We start from the raw sequence: 19,525 nt of genomic DNA, 5'->3' as shown, positions 1-19,525 counted from the left end.
CCCCCGCCCTCACACCCCTCCCGGCCACCCCGTCAAGCAACGCGACGCCATCCACACCCGCACAGCACCTGCCGGCGCATACCACCTCCGCCGACACACCCACCCCCCTCACCCACCAACACGCCCGCAGCCCTCTCACCAACCACATCGAATCCCCTGCTCCAGACCCTCACGACCAGCTCCCGGCCCATCGGAACCTGGGGATCAGCCTCGGCCCCCCAAGCGGATCACCTCATGGGACAAAGGCCGCGAGAGGCCGCTCCACCCCCTACCTCCTCAAGACACGAAGCGATCAGGATCCGGCTCGGGACAAACCGGTGTCACGTGCACCCCCGAAGTCCGCTATTCTTCTGTCTGTCGCCGCGAGAGCGGATGGCACGGCAGGTTGCCCGAGTGGCCAAAGGGAGCGGTCTGTAAAACCGTCGGCTCAGCCTACGCAAGTTCGAACCTTGCACCTGCCACCAGCAGTAGCTGCAGGTCAGAGGCCCTACGGGGCCTCTTCTGCGTTTCAGGGGTATGCAGCCGGATGCCGCTCTGAGCGGCCTGTTGTCGCTGGTCCACCAATATGCGTGCAATGATCTTGAGTGCGTTTTCGCAGGTCGAGCCTTGGTTCCGGCCAATACGCGGCCAAGAACAAGAGCCCCGGTGGTGGCCGGGGCTCTGGGCGGAGTTGAGGTGTGGGTCATGCGGCGAGGGCGTCGCCGATCCGCTTGTTGGCGATCTCCTGTTGGCCGTCGATGCACTTGGCGTAGACCCTCAGGAGGACATCGACGCTGTGACCCGCTCGTTCGGCCACATCCGGGGCTGACACGCCCGCGTTGAGCCAGAGGGACACCGCCGCGTGCCGGAGATCATATGGACGCTTGGCGAGCGGAGAGGCGACCTGGGCGGGCGCGAAGGCCAGGAGCCGAGCGGCCTGCCACACTTCCGTGTACGCCGTGGAGGCGACGACGCCGCCTCGCTCGCTGCGGAAAATCCGGCCGTCCTTGGCCGTTCCGTACTCGGCGATGTGGTCGCGGAGGATCTTGACCAATTCGGGAGGGACGGGCACCGGTCGGACGTCTTGTCTGCCCCTGTGCTTGAGGCCGCGTTCCTCGTGTGCGTCCCCGGTGTCGGTCCACTGCGTGTTGACCTCGGGTCGAGACACGTCGATCGTCAGCCGTCCCCAGCCTGAGGCGGGTAGGTGGCAGTCCTGGACACGAAGGCCCACCGCTTCAGCCGGGCGGAGGGCGGCGTAGTACATGCAGGCGAAGAGGGCCATGAGTCGCCGGCCTCTGCCGCGTCGGCCCACGTAGGTCACCGCGGTCAGCAGCTCTTGCGCCTGGCGCGGGTTCACCACGACGCGAGGGTCGACCGTCTCCGTGGTCTTGGGCGGCTTCCACTTGATCTTGTGCAGCGGATTTGCCGAAAGTTCTTCCAGCTCTACCGCGTACTCCAGGAGGGCGTGGAAGACGGCACGCTTGCGGGCGATCGTCGTGGAGGCTGCCGCCTTGCCGTCGAGGCACAGCGTCAGGGCGTGTAGGGAGAGCCGTACGGTCTTGGCATCCTCCAGGCTGGCCAGGTCGAGCGAGGCCGCCTTCATCCAGGCCACGGCGGCGGTGTGCTGCTGCGGCACAGTCGGGCGCTTGTCCTCGGGCAGGAGGAGGAGCTTACGGAGGACTGTGCGCAGTTCGCGGGCGTCCGGGCGGCCCGCTCGGTCCTTGGTCAGGGCGGGCAGGACCGTCGCCAGGGCATCGGACATGCTGTCCCGGCTCTTGGCCGCCGCATGTGGCCACTTCATTTCTATGAACGCCTGGGCGAACTCCAGGACGCTCCGAGCGTCCTTGGCCTTGATCATGGACATCGGTAGCCCGGAGTCCACGTCGAAGGCTTCACCGCGCTTGGCGGCCTGGCGTAGGTCGGACAGGAAGCTCTCGGCGAGGGCTTTGGTGCGGTAGGTCTTCGAGGAGCGCTTGCGGCTGACGGACCAGCGGACGACGTACGAGGGTGTCTTGCTGGACTTGTTGCGGGTGATCTCGAAGAACTTCACGTCGTACGAGGTCGTCATGCGGCGCTCCGGAGGGATTCGAGCCAGGCGTTGAGGTCGCTGCGGTAGATGCGGAGTTCGCCGTTGGGCAGGCGAATGCCCTCCGGTGCCTTGCCGACCTCACGCCAGCGGTAGAAGGTCCGGCGGGAGACGCCGCCGAGTTCGTCGAGGACCTGTCGGACGGTCAGCAGCTCGTCTCGTGCCGTCATGCGGCCCTCCCCACGTCCTGGGTTGCCGAAAGTTCTTGGCCGTCTGCTCTGGCCTCCAGTTCGCGGAGGTGGGCTCGCCAGCGTTGGCGTTCGTGGACGGACCGGAGGATTCGGACGGCGAGGGGCGGCACGTTGGCGTCCCCGGCCGGGACGGGGCGCCAGACGTAGCGGTGTGGGTCGGTGGGTTCGTCGGCCTGGCCGAGGGCTTCCAGGACCCAGGTGCGGCGGTCCTGTTTGTGCTCGGCGAGGGTCTTGTTGGACCACTTTCGGGAGACCAGGATGCGACGGCCCGCGTAGCCGAGGTGGTCGGGCTTGTGGGCCTTGCCACGGCAGCGGCCGGGTTGCATGCCGGGTTTGGCGTCCTTGGGCTGGATGCCGTAGCGCAGCCAGTTCGGGCAGGTGGGCGAGCAGGGTTCGTAGCGGAGCGCATCGAGCATGCGGGTGGCGTGCTGTTGCTGGGCCTGGCCGCCGTCGAGGGCGTCGCCGATGGACTTGGTGAGGTACTTGGACAGGTAGCGGATGCACTGGTCGGCGTCCGGAGTGCCCGCGAGCACGCCTTGGACATCGACTTGTTCGCCGAAGCGGATGACGTGGAGCGGTTCGGCGTCATCGTCGAGTGCGCCTAGGGCTTCGTCCCAGGTGGGCAGGACTTCGCCGGTGGCCGGGTTGAGGTAGCCGGTGTCGTCCTGCCAGATGGGCATGTGGTCGCCGTCGAAGACGACTTCGTCGGCTTGGGGCCACCAGACCTGGTGGTAGGTGGCGGCGGCTATCTGCTTGATCTCGGCTCGTGGGAGCGTTCCACGGATGGCCATGTGCAGGTGCGGGGCGAGCCGCTTCTGGGGCTCCACGGAGGCGAAGTACTGCACGTCATAGCCCGCGACGCGGCGCAGGTTCTGCACGAAGCGATCGACCAGCTTGGAGAAGTGCAGCGCGTCCCGTGCGGCGCGCCGGTAGTCGTAGGTGTCGGGGTCGATGGGTGCGCCGTCGCGAACCTTGCCGTACGAGGGCAAGGTGAGCGTGACGAACAGGGACGGCCGGTAGGTCTTGCCGTCCGGCGCATGGAAGGTGCGTCCCAGGGTGGTGTGGGTCATCTTGCGCTTGGGCAGGTCGGGCGCGTCCTGCCGTCGCCGGGTGGAGCGGGAGCGCTTGGACGTCGTACGGCCCAGGACGTTGCCGCGCATTCCTGCGGCGTTGATCTCCTCGTCCAGGCCGGTGAGGATCGCGTCGAGTTCGGTGGTGTCGTCGCCGGCCTTTTCGGCGGCATCGCGCTGGGCTTGGTAGTCGGCGCGGAACTCCACGAGCCAGCGCTGTTCGTCGTTGGCCTCGTCGGGTGTGATGGTGGGTTCGGCGTCGAGGTGCCAACCTTCGCGGCACTGGGCCTTGCGGAGCTGCTTGTTGCGCTTTGCGCAAGGCGGGCACTTGCTGTCGAGGGTGGCCCCGCACGGTACATCGATGATCTCGGACTTGCCCGTGACGACGTCGAGGCGCTTGAGCGGGATGGGGCGGATGCAGACGCCGTGTTGCTTGGCGACCTCTACGAGCACGTCGCGGGCCATCGGCATGGCCTGTCGGACGGCCCGGGGGAGGGCGCGGTCGTGCGGATGGGTCATGCGGTCCTCCCTTCGTCGGGGTCGGTGACGATGAGCGCGGTCTGGCCGCACTCGGAGCACTCGACCAGGCCGCGGACGGGGTCGAGCCAGAGAACGTTCAAGGCGAGACAGGTGGCGCAGCGCAGGCCATGGAGCAGGTGAGTCATGCGGCCTGCCCGTAGTAGGCGACCATGGCGCGGATGTCGGTGTCGGAGACGTAGGCGGCGCGGACCCGGATCGGTTCGGGTGAGGTCTCCAGGCGCATGTATGCGACGCCCGCGCCCAGTTCCGGGACGGGTGAGATGTAGTCGGCCAGGGCGCCCCGGTCGCGTGCGCCGTCGCCGAGCACCATGTCCACTTGCTCGGATTCGTCGAGCCGCAGCGCGATCTTGTCGGGGAACAGGTTGCGGATGTTCATGACCTCCTTGCGTGGGTCCTGGAGGGCGGCCATGACGCCGACGCCGACCGAGCGGCCTTGGGTGGCGAGGGTGGCCAGGGCGGCGGAGATGCGCTGCCGGAGTTGCCGGTCGGGTTGGTAGGCGGTCAGGAACGCCACCTCGTCCACGAGCACCAGGACGAACGGGTCCTCGATGGTCGGCACGTGGGAGCGCTGGAGGCCGGCGAATCGGGCGGCCCGCTTCTGCATGACGCTGACCGCCTCGTCGAGCAGGTCGGCGCAGTCGGCCGGGTCGGCGGCGTAGCGGCCTTGGAACAGTTCACGTCCGTAGGACAGCTCCATGAGCTTCGGGTCGAGCGCCCAGACTTCGGCCAGGCCCGCGCGCATGGCGGGGAGCAAGCCGCGGATGGTGTCCCACAGGAACGAGCCTTTGCCGGCCCCGGTCGCGCCCGCGATCAGGATGTGGGTGCCGTGGACTTTGAGCCGGAGTGGTCGGCCGTCTTCTTGCTTGCCGATCTCGATCGGTCCGACCGATGGTTCGTCCGGGATGGGCAGGGCGGGCATCGGTGCAGCCAGTGGATCGCTTCGTGGGAAGGTCAGCAGCAGTCGGCCGCCCTTGATGAGCGCGACGCGGCAGGAGGTGGCGCCGAAGCCTTGGGTGAGGTTGTCGATGCGGTCGGACCAGTCCTTGACCGCCTGTCCGCCGAGCATTCGGACGGTGATGCGGTCGGCCCAGCCGTCGCAGGTGACGCGGAGCAGGCGGGGCATGTAGACGTGGCCGTTGACGCGCTTGGCGAGGCCGGAGACGTCCATGACGCCGTGCCAGTGGCGGCGGTAGACCGACATGAGCCGCCACCAGGCCAGCAGCCGCCAGCCGACGAGACGGGCGAAGGAGTCGCCGTCGGTGCAGGCCCAGGCGAGCATGGACAGCACGACGAGGCCGAGCGTGGATGCGGCAGCGGGCCAGCCGTACCAGTACCAGATGCCACTGAGGACGACGGAAACGGCGACGGCGACCGGATGCCGCCAGGTTGTGCGGACGAGGGCTGACAGGAAGCGCCAGCCGTAGACCAGGAAGGTGATGATGGCGGGTGTCTTGAGCACGGCCGGTCGGAAGACGACGGCCGTGTCGGGCGTGGTGGAGACGAGGTTGCGCGCCTCGTCGCCAGGCAGCCGCTTGAACATAAGCTGGGTACCTCTCGTGATGTGGAGTCAGGGGAGAACTGAGGGGCCGCCGGAAGTTGCCGCTTCCAGCGGCCCCGCCTTATCTGTCAGGCCGCCGTGTCGCCGGCGTCCTTAGTGGCCTGTTCGGCGTGTAGCTGCTCGCAGTCGGCCAGGTAGCGAGCAGTCGCGCTGAAGATCTCGCGGGCGATGGTCAGGTCGTCGTCGGTGACCGGTCCGGCCCCGGTGGTGGAGATGTGCACGTTCGCCTCGTGCGAGGCGAAGTCCAGGTAGGGGCGCGGGTTGCTGAGCAGGAGCCCGGAACGCACCTTCAGGCGCGCGGTGTGGAAGGAGACGCCGACGTGCGGCGCGGAGTCGGGCTGCATGGACAAGGTGACGTAGGTGTAGGGCCGGTGCTCGCTCATGCCGCCACCCCTCGCCCGTCCGGGAGGCCGTAGAAGCTGCGTTCCAGCGAGCGGGCGAAGCGCGATGCTTCGCGGGCGAGCTGGCGCGCGAACTCCAGGTCCTCCTTCGTGACGGCCCCGTGGGTGGTGACCAGGACGGAGGTGGTGCCGAAGTCGAGCGCCAGGACGGGCTGACGGCGCGGGAAGGGGTGGTTGAGCGTGTGGGCGGCGTGCCCGGTGGTCAGCCGGATCACGCTGTTACGTGGCGTACGGCGTCGGGTCATTTAGGCGGCTTCCTTTCCGGCCGAAGCCTTGCTCTGAGCGGGCTGGTTGAGCTGGCGAGGTGCGTGCATCTCCCGCACCTTGATCGAGTACGCGAGCCGTCCGGCCGCGTTGACGTACGGGGTGACGGACATGCCGTCGAACTCGACCGGCGTGAACGGCAGCCCCGGCATGGGCTGCGGCGGCACCGGCTGGACCGGCGCGAGGATCTTGACCGCCACGGTCTTTTGGGCGGGCTTGAGGGTCGGGTCACCGTCCATGACCGCGACCTGCCAGACCAACTCAGCGGTCTGCTTATCGCGGGCCTGCACGAACCGGCCGTTCGTCGAGGCGTCGAAGTCCTTGACGGGCTCGACCTCGCCGACGATGTAGCAGCCGTGCGGGAAAACCATGGCGAAGGTGACAGGGATGGGGCCTTGCAGAGCCATAACTACGGTTCCTCTCTTGGATGACAGGCACTCGACCTACCAAGTAGTCGGAAGATAACTCTCCGTAGCTTGCTAGGTCAAGTGACTAGGTGAGAGGTGACGTGCGTGTCACCACTGCGATAGACAGGCACCCAAGCCGATGGCCCGACATATAAGGAGGATCTGGTGCGAATCTTGTGGGGCTGCTTATCCGTGGTGGTGATCGTCCCGCTGATCGGGCTTTTCCTGCTGTACCAGATCCCCATGTGGCGCGACGATGCCCGCTTCGACGACTTCCGCGAGCGCGTCCTTGCTCATCCGCTTCCGCCCAAGACGCAGAGCGAAGGCAGTGCCCGAGCGACCTTCGGCAAGATCTCGGGAGGGAACGGCGACTACTGCGAGTACCGCGTACGGCGAGTGCTGCAGACCGGCCTGTCTCAGGGCGAGATCCGCACCTACTACAACAAGGCTCGCATCCGCGGGGCCGACAACGACGAACAAGCGCAGGTGTCTCTGCGGTTCGGTGAAGACCCAGGAGACGGTCGGAAGGTCACCGTGGAGGTCATCGACATTAGCCCCAGCGATTGGGACTGGCGCTGCACATAGCCGGACTGTCGGGTCAGGCGACCGGGTAGGCGTCTTCCAGTTCGTGCCGGTCAGCAGGCAGCAGAACCTCGACGACACCAAGAGGCCGGCCGGAGGCATCACGGACGGCGCCGAACACGGCCAGGAGCGGGACGTTCTTCGGCATGCCGAGCTGCTTGACCTCATCAGATGTGGGCATGCGCGCGGTGATCTGCTCCACGATGTGATCGAACCGAACGCCCTTACGCGCCTGAAGGTGCTCCCGGAACCCCTGCCGCAACGGCTCATCGCTGGTGAGGTCCGTACCTGAGGAGAGATCCAGCGGCAGCCAGAGCGACACCAGCTCGGTCGATTCGCCCTCACGCACGATCAGCCGCCGCCGGACGAACACCTTGCTCTTGGGCTGGAGATCGAGCAGTGTGGCGACACGATTAGGGGCGGTCACTGAGCCCACTTCGACGACCTCGCCGCTGGTGCCGGCTTCGGGGTTGGTCAGGTACGCTTGTCCGGGCCGCTTCTGCTCGATGGAGGCCATGGCCGGTCGGCCGCGTACGAAGCGGCCCTTGCCCTGCTGGGACTCGATCCAGCCCTGCTCACGCAGCACGCGAAGGGCGGCGACCACGGTGGGACGGGAGACGCCGAACTCCTGGATGAGCTGGTTCTCGCTCGGGAGCAGCGTGCCCGGTGGGTAGGCTCCTGCCTCGATGCGCCTCTGAAGAGTCTGCACAAGCTGCGCATACTTAGGCGGCACGGACTCAAGCGACATCATGACCGTCCAACAGCCGACAGGTTGTTTTACCAAGTTTGAGAGTAACCGGCGAACCACGCACTGTCCACGCAGTTGAGCCAAGGCGGGGAGCCGTACATGAGAACCGGCAGGCAGCATAGCGGCCGGGCGGGGAAAGAACGCCACGGGAGCCACCGCTGAGGCTGCCTGCCGGTGGTGACGCGACGAGGCACGGCGGCCGCGATCCCTACCCCCTCCGACAGGGACCGCGCATGCCTCGGCGCGCCGGTCATCACCTGGCGGCGGATGCGGCCAGAAGCTTCGCCGCGCCCTCCGGATCGGAGGTCGGGTGCCGCTGCTCGGCGCTCTGCCAGGAGTAGTAAGCCCCGCCGAACCCGACGAACACCCACACCGGCAACCCCGGCTCCCGCTTGTGCACCATGAGCGCGGAGTTGTTGTCGCGCAACTCGGCATTGACGCCCAGCTTCGTCAGCTCATCGCGCAGCCGGACGAGCAGATCACCTTCTTGCTGGACAGGTGGGAAGCCGGCCATCGCCGCCCGCATGATCGAATTCATTTCCCGTTCCCTTCGGCCTGGCCGTCTCCGAGGCAGTCGAGACACTCCCGCTCCTCATTAGGGGTCTGATCTGTGTCGCAGTCGCCGATGAGGAGCGCACGGCGCGAGTCGCGCAGCTTGATCCCGCGTCCCCGGCAGCCGGGGCACGGCGACGTCTTGCTCATCTCGTCTGGCCGGATCACCGTCGCCAATCTCCTCGTTCAACCGGCGTTCCCTGTGGCGGGAGGCCGCGTGACGTACCGTGGTTGTCTGATGACAAGTCCACCGGCAACCGAGTCTGAGCAGGACCCCTGAACGGCCCCCTCATTTCCCCTTTCGAGCCCCCAGCCGGGAGGAAGACCCGAAGATGCCCGACTACGTCCCTAACGTGCGACTACGCGCCTGGCGCAACGAGCATCGCCTCACCCGCGCGGAGATGGCCGACCGCATCAACGCCACCCCGGTAGGCATCGCCGAACACCTGGCATGCGACGAGGAACGGGTCCGCCGCTGGGAGGCCGGCGAAGTCCGCTGGCCCCGCACGCCATACCGGCTCGCCCTGACCCAGCTCACCGGCCTGGAGCCGGAAGCCCTCGGGTTCTCCCAGACCAGACAGACCAACAGCCGCCTCATCGAGGCCCAGGTCATTCCCGCCGACGCCCTCCGAGCCGAGGCCGAGCTGTACGGCACCATGGAACTCGCCCAGCAACTCCAAGCATCCGACGTCGGCACCGGCACCCTGGAAGCCCTCGCCGAAGCCGTCGACCTGCTCTGCCGCGCCTACCCGGTCGTACCCGCAGGAACGCTACGAGACCGCACCCAAAAGCGCCTGGCCCAGATCAACCGCCTGCTCTCCGGACGCCTCACCCTGGCCCAGCACCGCGAACTCCTCGTCATCACCGGCTGGCTCACCGCCCTGCTCGGCTGCGTCCACTACGACCTGGGGGAGAGGGAAGAGGCCGAGACCGCCCGCCGCGCCGCCTTCGAGATGGGCCGCCAAGTTGAGCACGGAGAATTGATGGGGTGGGCGCACGAGATGTCAGCCTGGTTCGCGCTCGTGGAAGGCCGCTTCGAGGACGTCGTCACTGCTGCCCGGATGGGCCAGGCCGTCGCCGGCACCAGCAGCGCCATGGTCCAACTCACCCTCCAAGAAGCCCGCGGCCTGGCCCGCATCGGCGACCGCCGCGAAGCCGACCGTGCCCTCACGCGCGGAGCCGAGGTCCTCAACACCCTGCCCATGCCTGACCACCCCGACCACCACTTCGTCTTCGACCACGCCAAGTGGGTCTTCTACGCCGCCACCTGCTACACATGGCTGGGCGATGATGACCGCGCTGAGGAACACGCCCGCGAAACCATCCAGATGCACACTCGCCCCGACGGCACCTCTAACGCCCCAATGCGCGTCGCCGACGCACACATAGACCTTGGGATAGTCAACGCTCGACGCGGAGAACTTGATGTCGCTGTAGAACACGGCATAGTTGCCTTCGATATTGATCGGCGTTCGCTGACGGACCTAGTCAATCGTGCGGGAGATCTAGATCGAGTCCTGCGGCAGCGTTATCGGCAGGAGAAGCTTGCCAAGGAGTTCCATGAGCGGTTCGTAGCAGCACATCGAGCCCTCACGAATCGTCGTCCGGAACTCCTCGATTGAGTCTGTTCAGCTTGGCCACTCCTCAAGGCCGTATGCTTCCGTAGCAGCTTCCGTAGCTGCCAAGACATCTCGGTTCAAAAAAGCCTCTCTCAGGCGTTCGCGTTGAGCTGTAGTGATATCCCGATAGAGGGGAACTGGGATGCGCCTCAGATATTGAGCCTGAAAACGCAATGTCCTGCCGCGCATTTTGACCGCATAAGCATCCACGAACGCTTCAGCCACTTTGGAGAGCAGGAGCCCGCCAAGGACTTCTAGATCCCAGACATCTGACGTCGCGAAATAAAGGTTGTGGTGCGGATAGTACCCGCCTCTGTCGAGGACTGGATGGCTACTAAGCTTCATGTCGGGAAACAGTAGCTTCGGTCGCTCGGCTAGACCCGTCTCGACTTTATCGATGGTCTTGTACCACTTAGCTGGACTCTTTTTGGCGATGTAGCGTTTCCTTAGTGCGGCGGAATTTCGGAGGAAATATTCTTTGAGACGCGGAAAGGTGTCGAGGTCGGCCAAGTGGCCGCTCTCGTCCCACGGATTGATGAGATAGTTTCCCGACCATTTGAGCTGGCCGGTCGAAGTATCACGGACCATGGCAAGGGGCAATAGCCTCTCAGGCTCGACGGCATCGGCGTCCTGGGTGATGAAAACTCGATCGGCGCCGGTGGCGATGCCGATCCCGATGCGGACCTCTGAGTCCCTACTGCCAAGCGGGACGAATCGCTTCGTGAGTTCTTCGAGCAGGGCCAAGCGGGCTGGAGATCCGGTAGGCCACAGGTCGTCGCCCGGAAACCAGTGAGGGAGTCGTGCAGCCTCATACGTTGCAGCCCGCTTTACATCGCCCTTCCTTGTGCCAATCCATTCTGTGAGCTCATGAGCCGCCGTACCGTTGAAGTTGCGCGAAGTCTCTACCGCGACAGCGGTTCCTTGTTCTCCTCGTCGCAGGACCGTAATGGCCGGATACGCAGCTACCTGCTCCTCAAAGGCGTCCACATCGTGCATCGTTATACATACATCGAGGGCGAAGCTCTTGGCTACCAACTTCCGCAGTTCTCGGCCGTACTGATTGCGCATCCAGCGGTCAGCGCATATAAAGCCGAGATGGCCGCCTTCTGATAGGGACTGGAGACCAGCTTCAAAGAAGCCAATGTATATGTCTGACCGACCTACCATCGTGGGATACAGGGTTCGGTAGAGGTCCATGCGGGCGTCGGGCACGTCCTCGAGGCGGATGTATGGGGGGTTGCCGACGACGAAGTCCGTGCGTGTCGCACTCGTGGCCTGGTCAAGGAGGTAGTCACCACGCCGGACCCAGGCTGATGCCACCTTACTTGACACGTTAGATTTCCAGCCAGTCTCTCGGAGCGTATGCTCAACGAGGTCTCGCGCTCTAGCTACGTTTCTTGGCAGTAGGTCGAAGGCAATGACTGCGTCGGCGGCGTCGAGGATGCCCCGCCCATGCTCATGGCAGGCTTGGCTCACGCGCTCAGCGATGACGGCTAGGAAGGCCCCAGCTCCACAGGCCGGCTCGGTCAAACGCTGCGCCGCGAGATCTCGATCTGGCGTGTAACCGACGAGGTCAAGGATGGTGTTGACCACCCAGCGTCGGGTGAAGACCTCCCCGTGTTCCACTGCCTCGTCAGGTATGTGTGCTAGGGAAGCTGACGCGGTGAGCTGCGGAAACAGAGTTTGAGCTTTCACGGAAGCCACCTTACGGGGATGTAGTGATCAATGGCGAGCGGCCGTGCCTGACAGTTACCGAAGGACACGAGGTGTAGCGAAAGCGGTCGATGTTTCACTTCGGCTTGATCGATGGACGCCCACCGGTACTCTTGATCGCATTCGGAACCCAACGGAGAGGGCCGAAGGGAGTGCCACGGGTGCACGCGGAGCAGATCGACAAGGCGCTTGATGTCTTCTGGACCAATCGCGACACGAAGAGTGTTCAAGCGAATCTTCACATGAAAGGTTTCGAAGACCTTGTGCGGCAAGAGCTCATAAAAGCTGGCATTCCGCCGAAATGCATCTTCGCGGGCAAGCCATATTTGCCCGGCTACTATCGTGCCCGCAAGCAGTGGGACTTAGTTGTCATCTGCGAGGATGTTCTGGTCGCCGCAATTGAGTTCAAATCACAACTAGGTAGTGTAGCCAAAAACATCAACAACAGATTCGAAGAAGCCCTCGGCACTGCCACTGATACGAGAGCTGCACAGGAGTATAACACGGCATTTGGGCCGCTCGCTCCTTGGTTGGGCTACGTATTCATTCTTCAAGAGGATGACGAGACTACCCAGAAGAACCGTGAAACGCACGCAAAGTTCGACGTCGATTCGGATTTTCCCGGAATGTCGTATGAAGACCGCTATCGGGAGATGATTAGGCGATTCTTGTTGAAGGAAGTGTACGATGCCGGATGGTTCCTGACGACGACCTATATCGATAGCATTCGCACGCATAAGGAACCACTGAGCATGGCAAGCTATGCCGCGTTCGCTGCAGCTCTTGTCGGACGGGTTGAGACCGTCCAGGCCTTCCTCGCTGACCGCCGGGCGAAGGCGGCGAAGCACGATGCAACTGCTGTTGGCCGTACTGCCGAGTTGTTCTGACAAGGATCAAGACGGCGGCGCGGCGCGCCGCCGTACCCCCGGCCCTCCGCCCGCCCGCCGTCCGGGCGTGCGGCCTGGAGGCCGGTCCCGGACGGCGCGGGTCTGCGGGCCGGGCGCCGCACGCCGGCCCCACCGTACTGACCGAACGCCTCGGCCGGGGTTGCCACGCCGCCGCGCAGATACAGCCCTCACGATCGCCTCTGCATGGCGGGCCACCGTACGCAGCTGGGGGCGATCGTCGATCCGTGCTTCGTTCCTCAGCACGGCTCACCGGATAACGTGGTTACGGTCCGCTTCCGAGCCGAGGCAAGTCCATCGGCTCATCTGGTTTCCGGTGCCTGGCGGGCAAGGTGCCGCTTGGAACCCGAGGTGGTCGGTCCAAGCGTGACACCAGCTGGCAGTGGTGATACCGGCTTTCTGATCCTGGGGATCACGCCGACTTGGTACTCGTCCTCGTAGATCAGTTTGCCGGGGTTGCTTGCGCGTACGAGGTCGCATCGCACGCCGTGCACCGTCAGTAGATCCCGCAACGGCTCCAGACGGGCGAGCATCGCGCCCGTGGGGGCGCTCTTGAACCACGTGATCGCGCCGATGGAGTTCCCATCGGCATAGAACGGCGGCTCGGGCAGGTGCTCGCGGAACCAGTCGTCGATGTCGAAGTAGAGTTCTTCTTCCTCCGGTGTGAGCAAGTTCTTGCGTCGCAGGTGGTCGACGGCGACGAAGATGCCGACCTCGACCCCCAAACGACCGACGTAGTCGACCTGAAGTCGCAGGTATGGCGACTTATGACTTGTCACGTCGTCAGGCACAGGATGCTCCGGAGTCTGGGCGGCGTCTGAGCTGTGCGTAGGGTTCGAGGACCAGTAAGCCCGAACCCCCTGAGTAGCTGCTCCTCGGAAGCGGGCCTGTTAGGGATTATCACCCGGACCGCCGTGCCATATACGTGCAATGATCACGGCCTACACGACCGAGAGGCACGCTTGCATCACTGGTGGAAGACCGTTCTGCTGCCCGACAGGTCACGAGCTGTAAAACCGTCGGCTCAGCCTACGCAAGTTCGAACCTTGCACCTGCCACACGCAGTTAGCGCAGCTCAGAGGCCCTACGGGGCCTCTTCTGCATTTCAGGGGTCATGCAGCCGGATGTCGCCGTGAGCGGCCTGTTGTCGCAGGTCCCGGAATATGTCCGGAATGGATCTTGGAGCGTTTCCCCTGGTCGGAGGCCATGATCCGGAGGATTCGCGGAATGCTCGGGCGTGGGAACGGCGAAGGGCCCCGTTGGCGTTCCGGGACCCTTCAGGGTGATGCTGGTTGATCATTCGGGGAGAGCGTCCTCAATCCGCTTGTTGGCGATCTCCTGCTGGCCGTCGAGGCACTTGGCATAGACCCTGAGGAGCACGTCCACACCGTGCCCGGCTCGCTCGGCTACATCAGGGGCGGACACACCCACGTTCAACCAAAGGGACACTGCCGCGTGCCTCAGGTCGTATGGACGACGAGCGAGGGGTGAGGCGAACTGGGCGGGCGTCAGGGTCAGCTTCCGGGCCTCTTGCAGACCTCCGTGTAGGCCGTCGAGGTCATGACTCCACCACGCTCGCTGCGGAACAGCCGGCCATCCTCGGCGCCGCCGAACTCCTCGATATGTTGCCGAAGAATTCGGACCAGCTTGGGCGGGATGGGCACCGGGCGGACATCGTCGTGGCCCTGGTGCTTGAGCCCGCGTTCCTCGTGGGCGTCGCCGGTGTCGGTCCACCGTACGTTGACCTCTGGGCGGGAGACATCCACGAGGATGCGGCCCCGCAACTCCCGGCCGAGCAAGGTAGGAACCATGGATTCAGAACAGATCAAGGTGGATCCGGCCTCCCGCATGGAGTGCGACCTGCGCACGCTGATGGCCCGCTGGGACACGATCCCCCAGGGCGTCTGGATGGGCCCGCACGCGCCCGGCTGGACCCACCTGTTCGTCTTCGGCATGTACTCGTTCCACCCCGCCCTCCGGGATCTGGGCAAGCGGCGGGTCTTCGAGATGTACAACGCGGGAGAGGTGGGGGAAGGGCTTGAGCCGCTGTATCTGAACTACGACGGAGAGCGGCTCGGTGATGTCACCCCACCTTACGAGGAAGGCGGGGACATGGAGCTTCCCGACTACCGGCCCTACACGGCGGGGCTGGAACTCGGCAGGAGGAGCGGCACCGCCCGTGAGGCGCACCTGATGTTCTGCGTGGCGGGGCGGATTACGGGGCGCTTCGCCGACCGGGAATGGTGGACGTCGCCCCGTACCTATTACCAGATCCCCATCCGGTCATAAGCGGGGGCGTGCTCAGGGGTGGAGCGTCAGGCCCTTCAGTGCCTTATCCACGCCGTTCCGTCCCCCGTGCACGGCGATCCCGACCAGTTCCATCTCCCCTGCCGCCATGGCCCGCACCGCCGCCCGGTCGGCCACGTCGTGCCCCGTCTGCTGCAGCATCAACCAGGGCCCAAACTAGCGCCACCAGCGCCACGCAGCATGCCTCGGCCGTCCCGATGAACGCGATGTACTCGTGCCACCCGTTCAACTTCGATTTGGTGAGCGCGGAGATCGCGAGCACCTCGCCCAAGCATAGAATAGTCATAGTCACGAGAACCACCGCACGCTCCACCACTCCGCGCAGCATGCGCTTAACAAGTCCGGCTTCCAATCCTACGGCGATCAGCAATAGTGGGACGATTTGGCTCAACTGGGCGAAGTACTCCTGATCGACACCTCCTGTGTAGACGCCGTTACGTTCGAATTCTTGAGTCCATAGCGACGACGTTACATACGCCACGAAGGTTCCCACCAGTAGCGGAAGCGCCACCCGGAAGCGCTCCCACTCGTCCTTCCCTCCAGGCTCTTTATCTTTTACCGAGCGTCTCGAGCGCGGAATGACCACAAGAGGACTAACGCCGATCGCGGCCGCTGTCAGGACCAGCAAGATCGCGCTATAGATAACCGACGTGCCCAGATCGATCAGTAGGTTTCCTTCCGGGAGCGCTAGCGAGCCAAGGTCGACGGCCAGGCTGCACCCGACGCTCACCCACGCCCACCCCCACAAGACCGGCCAGCCCGCATGCGCTTCACGTCGGGTAGCTGCAAACACGGCCAGCATGAGAAGCACGTCGATTCCTGGCAGAAGATATTCAACGCCGATCCGATCGGTCTGACCAGGATTAACGGCGTCACCGATCGCCTCGAGGATCTCTTCGCTGAAAGCCCACAAGACGAACGCGATTAAAATCGCAACGAATACCAGCCCTTTCGCCGATTCGGCTCCCGCCGCTGGTGACTCCTGTCCGGGTCTTCGTACCCGGCCGCACCTCCCCTTGCGGCGCAATGAGTCGAAAGCGGATAGGCCGGCCAAGAGCGCGCATGCCAACACGGCGATCCCCATCCCCCACAGCGTCCAGGGTAAATGCGCCACATCCTCCTGCCCTATCAGGGCAGCAGTGCCGGCTACTACGATCGTGGCCACCAGTAATGATATTGCCGCCGCCAAACGCAGCCAGCACCATCTGTGCCTGGTCGGAGGTGGTGGCTCCGACTGTTCGCCAGCTACGGTTAACTTCTTTTGGGGAGGAGCCTCGGTATGTTGGATCACCTTTTTGTTTTCCGGCAGCGTGGCCGCAGACTCAGGGGAGCAAGGTTTTCTCCGGATCATCATGACTGTGGCCATCGCTGAGACTGCTGCCGCTGTAGCAGCAGTGAGCAGTATTGGAATGGAATCATGTAGCCGTTTGCCTTGCATGACCTCAATTCCACAGGCCGCACGGTGAAGGTGGAGAGTATTCCGAGGACCTGAGACCGAATTGATTCTGATCGCTTCATGGACGAGTCGTCCTGGCCGCCTCCGAGTAACCGATCGCGATGCCGCGGCGATATCCTCGACGGTGGGAGGATAGTTGACCGGATCCTCGTATCGTGTCGCTGGGACCTCGCCGTCGAGTAGGTACATCAAGCGCCCTGGCATCGCGCGATTGGTGGGCTTGTGAGCTGCATCCTGGATCAGATGGCAGGGAGATCGCGGCCAATATGCGGCCAAGTTTTTGCAGTGCATGGAGGACCCGCAGCTCAGAGCTTGTTTGAGAAGATCATTCATGCCCGGCGTGGCGACGTGACGGCTGGTGCGGATGCCCATCAGGGTGGCCGGATGCCACCAAATCGCTACCCCTCGGACCTGACCGATGCGCGGTGGGAGCTGATCGAGCCGTTACTTCCCGAGCCGAGCACCGGCGGGCGCCCGGAGAAGCATCCGCGCCGGGAGATCGTCAATGCGATCCTGTACGTGGTGCGCTCGGGCTGCCCGTGGCGGTACCTGCCTACCGACCTGCCGCCCTGGCAGACCGTGTACTGGTACTTCCAGCAGTGGGAAGCCGCCGGCGTCACCGAGGCGCTGCCGGCCGAACTGCGCGTCAAGGCCCGCCGCCAAGCCGGTCGCGACGACGAGCCGTCGGCCGGCATCATCGACTCTCAGAGCGTCAAAGGCGCCGATACCGTGGGGCGTGATGGTCGGGGCTACGATGCGGGCAAGAAGATCAACGGCCGCAAGCGATTCATCATCACCGATACCACTGGCCCGCTCGTCACGGTCGCGGTGATGGCGGCTGGCTGGCAGGGCCGCGATGGCGCCAAGACCGCCCTGCTGTCGGCGTACCTGACCATCCCGATCCGGCACGTCTTCGCCGACCAGGGCTTCGCGGGACGGCTGGTGGACTGGGCCCGTGACACCCCATACACCACCCTGGAGATCGTGCGCAAGCCTGCTGATCAGCGCGGCTTCAGTGTCATCTCCCGCCGGTGGGTGGTAGAGAGGACGCTGGCGTGGCTGACCGCCTGCCGCCGCTTGGCCCGCGACTACGAGCGCATCCCCGCCGTCTCCGAGGCGATCATCCGCTGGGCTGCCATCGCTGGCATGGCCCGCCGCCTCACCCGAGGAGGCCCCGCTCGACGCCAACCTCGCTACATCTGCGGCTGACGGACCACACAAACGATATTCGCATAACACGCAGTCATCCCCGCACATGTCCCGTCCTCATTGCCCACCGTGCAAACCGCAAGAGGTATCCATGTTCCAGCCTGGCGCCCGCCTTGAGTTCGTCTCCGCTGACGGGCCCATAAGTGAGCCGGTGACCAAGATCGGCGGGCAGCCGGTGTGGCTGGAGGAGCCGCAGTGGCCATTCTCGCGTATCAGCGGCGAACCCATGCAGTTCTTGGGCCAGTTCACGCTCGGCGGCGGCCGCCTGGCTTATGTGTTCATGGGCGATGAAGATCTCTCCGGGCTACCCGAGGGCGGTGACAACGCGGTGGTGATCCAACCGGGCGGTCGTATCCCAGACTTCGTAACCGTACGGGCGCAGGCCGAGGGGCCTGCGGCGTGCGTGGACCATCTGCCCCGTTTGGCGGAGCACGATACGTCAGTGTTCCTCGGTGGCCCTGGGGTGGAACCGGATTGGATACACGATGAGCGGTATCCGGAAAAGGGCTGGACGCTGGTGGTTCAGCTCACGTCAGAGCTGGAGGATTGGCTGCCCGTCGACGGACTGACCGAGCATGGGGTCTCGGAAGAGGTCGTGCCTTGCTATTACACCTGGAGCCGAAGTGGGTGGGGGGCAGGTTGGGCCTTCGTCTCGCCGAATGGAAAGGAGGGCCGCTTCCTATGGGATTGCGTGTGAAAGGCTGCGGCTAGGCATCCGTGCCGTTCGTTACGCCGCGACGCCGACATGAACGATCTTCTCAAACACGCACTCAGTGCATGATTGCGACGGGACTGTAAAACCGTCGGCTCAGCCTGCGCAAGTTCGAACCTTGCACCTGCCACTGGCAGTAAGTGCAGCTCAGAGGCCCTACGGGGCCTCGTCTGCATTTCAGGGGTATGCAGCCGGATGCCACGCTGAGTGGCTCGTTTGTTGCTGGTTCACCAATATGCGTGCAATGATCTTGGCGGCGTTTCCGCTGGTCAGCGCCTGATTTGCGGCCAATGCGTGGCCAAGAACGAGAGCCCGGTGGTGGGCGGGGCTCTGGGTGGGGTCAGGGTGTAGGTCATGCGGCGAGGGCGTTGCCGATCCGCTTGTTGGCGATCTCCTGTTGGCCGTCGATGCACTTGGCGTAGACCCGCAGGAGGACATCGACGCTGTGGCCGGCTCGTTCGGCCACGTCGGGGGCTGACACGCCCGCGTAGAGCCACAGCGACACCGCTGCGTGCCGGAGATCGTAGGGACGCCTCACGAGCGGAGAGGCGACCTGGGCGGGGGTGAAGGCCAGGAGCCGAGCGGCCTGCCACACCTCTGTGTACGCGGTTGAGGCGATGACACCCCTTCGTTCACTGCGGAAGATCCGGCCGTCTTCACCCGTTCCGTCCTCGGCGAGGTGCTCGCGAAGGATCCTGGCCAGTTCGGGAGGGATGGGCACCGGGCGGACGTCCTACCTGCCCCGGTGTTTGAGGCCGCGTTCTACGTGAGCGTTCCCGGTGTCGGTCCACTGCGTGTTGACCTCGGGGCGGGACCCGTCGATCGTCAGCCGTCCCCAACCCTCGGTGGGTAGGTGGCAGTCCTGGACGCGGAGGCCCACCGCTTCGGCCGGGCGGAGGGCGGCGTAGTACGTGCAGGCGAAGAGGGCTATGAGCCGCCGGCCTCTGCCACGTCGGCCGACATAGGTCACCGCGGTCAGCAGCTCTTGCGCCTGGCGGTGATTCACCACGACGCGAGGGTCCACCGTCTCCGTGCTCTTGGGCGGCTTCCACTTGATCTTGTGCAGCGGATTTGCCGAAAAGATCTTCCAGCTCTGCCGCGTACGGCTCCCGGGCCGTGACCTCAGACCGATCCGACGTGCCCCGATCGGGTTGTCGTCAATGCCGCCACCGTGGAGTCAGGCATCGAGGGCCGGGCCATGCCGGAGGGCCTCGGACGATACCCGG

22 protein-coding genes and 1 tRNA gene are annotated in these 19,525 nt (G+C 64.8%); 7 read left to right on the top strand and 16 right to left on the bottom strand.

The window, feature by feature from the left end; all coding sequences use genetic code 11:
* Positions 1 to 379: 379 nt before the first annotated feature.
* Positions 380 to 464 (top strand) — tRNA-Tyr (locus AB0C28_RS22650).
* A 218-nt stretch (positions 465 to 682) separates the two neighbouring features.
* Here AB0C28_RS22650 and AB0C28_RS22645 read toward each other — a convergent pair.
* From AB0C28_RS22645 to AB0C28_RS22610, 8 genes are all read right to left on the bottom strand, one after another.
* Positions 683 to 2,047: a tyrosine-type recombinase/integrase gene (locus AB0C28_RS22645; protein WP_358077013.1), complete on the bottom strand. Its 1,365-nt coding sequence runs from the start codon at positions 2,045 to 2,047 to the stop codon at positions 683 to 685.
* Complete coding sequence (locus AB0C28_RS22640) at positions 2,044 to 2,235, bottom strand: helix-turn-helix domain-containing protein (RefSeq protein WP_358077010.1); 192 nt, start codon at positions 2,233 to 2,235, stop codon at positions 2,044 to 2,046. The genes AB0C28_RS22645 and AB0C28_RS22640 overlap by 4 nt, the downstream gene beginning before the upstream one ends.
* The gene (locus AB0C28_RS22635) at positions 2,232 to 3,845 is read right to left on the bottom strand and encodes a replication initiator (protein WP_358077006.1); all 1,614 of its coding nucleotides are present in this window, start codon (positions 3,843 to 3,845) and stop codon (positions 2,232 to 2,234) included. The genes AB0C28_RS22640 and AB0C28_RS22635 overlap by 4 nt, the downstream gene beginning before the upstream one ends.
* Positions 3,842 to 3,991, bottom strand: coding sequence for a hypothetical protein (locus AB0C28_RS22630; protein WP_326634297.1), 150 nt, complete (start codon positions 3,989 to 3,991; stop codon positions 3,842 to 3,844). Before AB0C28_RS22630 ends, AB0C28_RS22635 begins: the two co-directional genes overlap by 4 nt.
* A complete protein-coding gene (locus AB0C28_RS22625; protein WP_358077003.1) occupies positions 3,988 to 5,406 on the bottom strand; it encodes an FtsK/SpoIIIE domain-containing protein in 1,419 nt (472 codons plus the stop codon). The genes AB0C28_RS22630 and AB0C28_RS22625 overlap by 4 nt, the downstream gene beginning before the upstream one ends.
* Before the next feature lie 86 nt (positions 5,407 to 5,492).
* Entirely contained in the window at positions 5,493 to 5,807 is a 315-nt protein-coding gene (locus AB0C28_RS22620) for a hypothetical protein (protein ID WP_358077001.1), read from the bottom strand.
* Complete coding sequence (locus tag AB0C28_RS22615) at positions 5,804 to 6,070, bottom strand: hypothetical protein (protein ID WP_358076998.1); 267 nt, start codon at positions 6,068 to 6,070, stop codon at positions 5,804 to 5,806. Before AB0C28_RS22615 ends, AB0C28_RS22620 begins: the two co-directional genes overlap by 4 nt.
* Positions 6,071 to 6,496: a plasmid replication, integration and excision activator gene (locus AB0C28_RS22610; protein WP_358076995.1), complete on the bottom strand. Its 426-nt coding sequence runs from the start codon at positions 6,494 to 6,496 to the stop codon at positions 6,071 to 6,073.
* 165 nt (positions 6,497 to 6,661) lie between these two features.
* On the opposite strand from AB0C28_RS22610, the gene AB0C28_RS22605 reads away from it, so the two are divergent.
* On the top strand, positions 6,662 to 7,081 hold the full coding sequence (locus tag AB0C28_RS22605; RefSeq protein WP_358076992.1) for a hypothetical protein: 420 nt from the start codon (positions 6,662 to 6,664) through the stop codon (positions 7,079 to 7,081).
* Between the two features lie 13 nt (positions 7,082 to 7,094).
* Here the strand turns inward: AB0C28_RS22605 and AB0C28_RS22600 are convergent, their stop codons facing one another.
* Together AB0C28_RS22600 and AB0C28_RS22595 are read right to left on the bottom strand one after the other, a co-directional pair.
* Positions 7,095 to 7,787: a GntR family transcriptional regulator gene (locus tag AB0C28_RS22600; RefSeq protein WP_358076989.1), complete on the bottom strand. Its 693-nt coding sequence runs from the start codon at positions 7,785 to 7,787 to the stop codon at positions 7,095 to 7,097.
* A 292-nt stretch (positions 7,788 to 8,079) separates the two neighbouring features.
* Complete coding sequence (locus AB0C28_RS22595; protein ID WP_358076986.1) at positions 8,080 to 8,364, bottom strand: hypothetical protein; 285 nt, start codon at positions 8,362 to 8,364, stop codon at positions 8,080 to 8,082.
* A gap of 346 nt (positions 8,365 to 8,710) precedes the next feature.
* Here AB0C28_RS22595 and AB0C28_RS22590 point away from each other — a divergent pair, with 346 nt between their 5' ends.
* Positions 8,711 to 10,000, top strand: coding sequence for a hypothetical protein (locus AB0C28_RS22590; RefSeq protein WP_358076982.1), 1,290 nt, complete (start codon positions 8,711 to 8,713; stop codon positions 9,998 to 10,000).
* 6 nt (positions 10,001 to 10,006) lie between these two features.
* Here the strand turns inward: AB0C28_RS22590 and AB0C28_RS22585 are convergent, their stop codons facing one another.
* Positions 10,007 to 11,692: an Eco57I restriction-modification methylase domain-containing protein gene (locus tag AB0C28_RS22585; protein ID WP_358076979.1), complete on the bottom strand. Its 1,686-nt coding sequence runs from the start codon at positions 11,690 to 11,692 to the stop codon at positions 10,007 to 10,009.
* A 179-nt stretch (positions 11,693 to 11,871) separates the two neighbouring features.
* Here AB0C28_RS22585 and AB0C28_RS22580 point away from each other — a divergent pair, with 179 nt between their 5' ends.
* A complete protein-coding gene (locus AB0C28_RS22580) occupies positions 11,872 to 12,597 on the top strand; it encodes a PaeR7I family type II restriction endonuclease (RefSeq protein WP_358076976.1) in 726 nt (241 codons plus the stop codon).
* 320 nt (positions 12,598 to 12,917) lie between these two features.
* Here AB0C28_RS22580 and AB0C28_RS22575 read toward each other — a convergent pair whose 3' ends face one another.
* Both AB0C28_RS22575 and AB0C28_RS22570 read right to left on the bottom strand, forming a co-directional pair.
* The gene (locus tag AB0C28_RS22575; RefSeq protein ID WP_358076973.1) at positions 12,918 to 13,406 is read right to left on the bottom strand and encodes a hypothetical protein; all 489 of its coding nucleotides are present in this window, start codon (positions 13,404 to 13,406) and stop codon (positions 12,918 to 12,920) included.
* Positions 13,407 to 14,129: 723 nt separating this feature from the next.
* Entirely contained in the window at positions 14,130 to 14,426 is a 297-nt protein-coding gene (locus AB0C28_RS22570; RefSeq protein WP_357846137.1) for a hypothetical protein, read from the bottom strand.
* Between AB0C28_RS22570 and AB0C28_RS22565 the strand changes: the two genes are divergently transcribed.
* Entirely contained in the window at positions 14,425 to 14,904 is a 480-nt protein-coding gene (locus AB0C28_RS22565; protein WP_357846135.1) for a hypothetical protein, read from the top strand. The genes AB0C28_RS22570 and AB0C28_RS22565 overlap by 2 nt on opposite strands.
* A gap of 12 nt (positions 14,905 to 14,916) precedes the next feature.
* Here the strand turns inward: AB0C28_RS22565 and AB0C28_RS22560 are convergent, their stop codons facing one another.
* Positions 14,917 to 15,012, bottom strand: a complete 96-nt coding sequence (locus tag AB0C28_RS22560) for a DUF2000 family protein (RefSeq protein WP_357846650.1) — start codon at positions 15,010 to 15,012, stop codon at positions 14,917 to 14,919.
* 1,750 nt (positions 15,013 to 16,762) lie between these two features.
* Here AB0C28_RS22560 and AB0C28_RS22555 point away from each other — a divergent pair.
* Positions 16,763 to 17,587, top strand: coding sequence for an IS5 family transposase (locus AB0C28_RS22555; protein ID WP_358077385.1), 825 nt, complete (start codon positions 16,763 to 16,765; stop codon positions 17,585 to 17,587).
* 151 nt (positions 17,588 to 17,738) lie between these two features.
* Positions 17,739 to 18,284, top strand: coding sequence for a hypothetical protein (locus tag AB0C28_RS22550; RefSeq protein ID WP_357846131.1), 546 nt, complete (start codon positions 17,739 to 17,741; stop codon positions 18,282 to 18,284).
* Positions 18,285 to 18,651: 367 nt separating this feature from the next.
* Here AB0C28_RS22550 and AB0C28_RS22545 read toward each other — a convergent pair whose 3' ends face one another.
* Both AB0C28_RS22545 and AB0C28_RS22540 read right to left on the bottom strand, forming a co-directional pair.
* Entirely contained in the window at positions 18,652 to 19,020 is a 369-nt protein-coding gene (locus AB0C28_RS22545) for a hypothetical protein (protein ID WP_358076970.1), read from the bottom strand.
* A gap of 12 nt (positions 19,021 to 19,032) precedes the next feature.
* Complete coding sequence (locus AB0C28_RS22540) at positions 19,033 to 19,308, bottom strand: hypothetical protein (RefSeq protein WP_358076967.1); 276 nt, start codon at positions 19,306 to 19,308, stop codon at positions 19,033 to 19,035.
* Positions 19,309 to 19,525 lie beyond the last annotated feature (217 nt).

This window comes from Nonomuraea sp. NPDC048892 (assembly GCF_040649735.1).
Classification (GTDB): Bacteria; Actinomycetota; Actinomycetes; order Streptosporangiales; family Streptosporangiaceae; genus Nonomuraea; species Nonomuraea maheshkhaliensis.
This window is presented reverse-complemented; position numbering and strand designations above follow the sequence as displayed.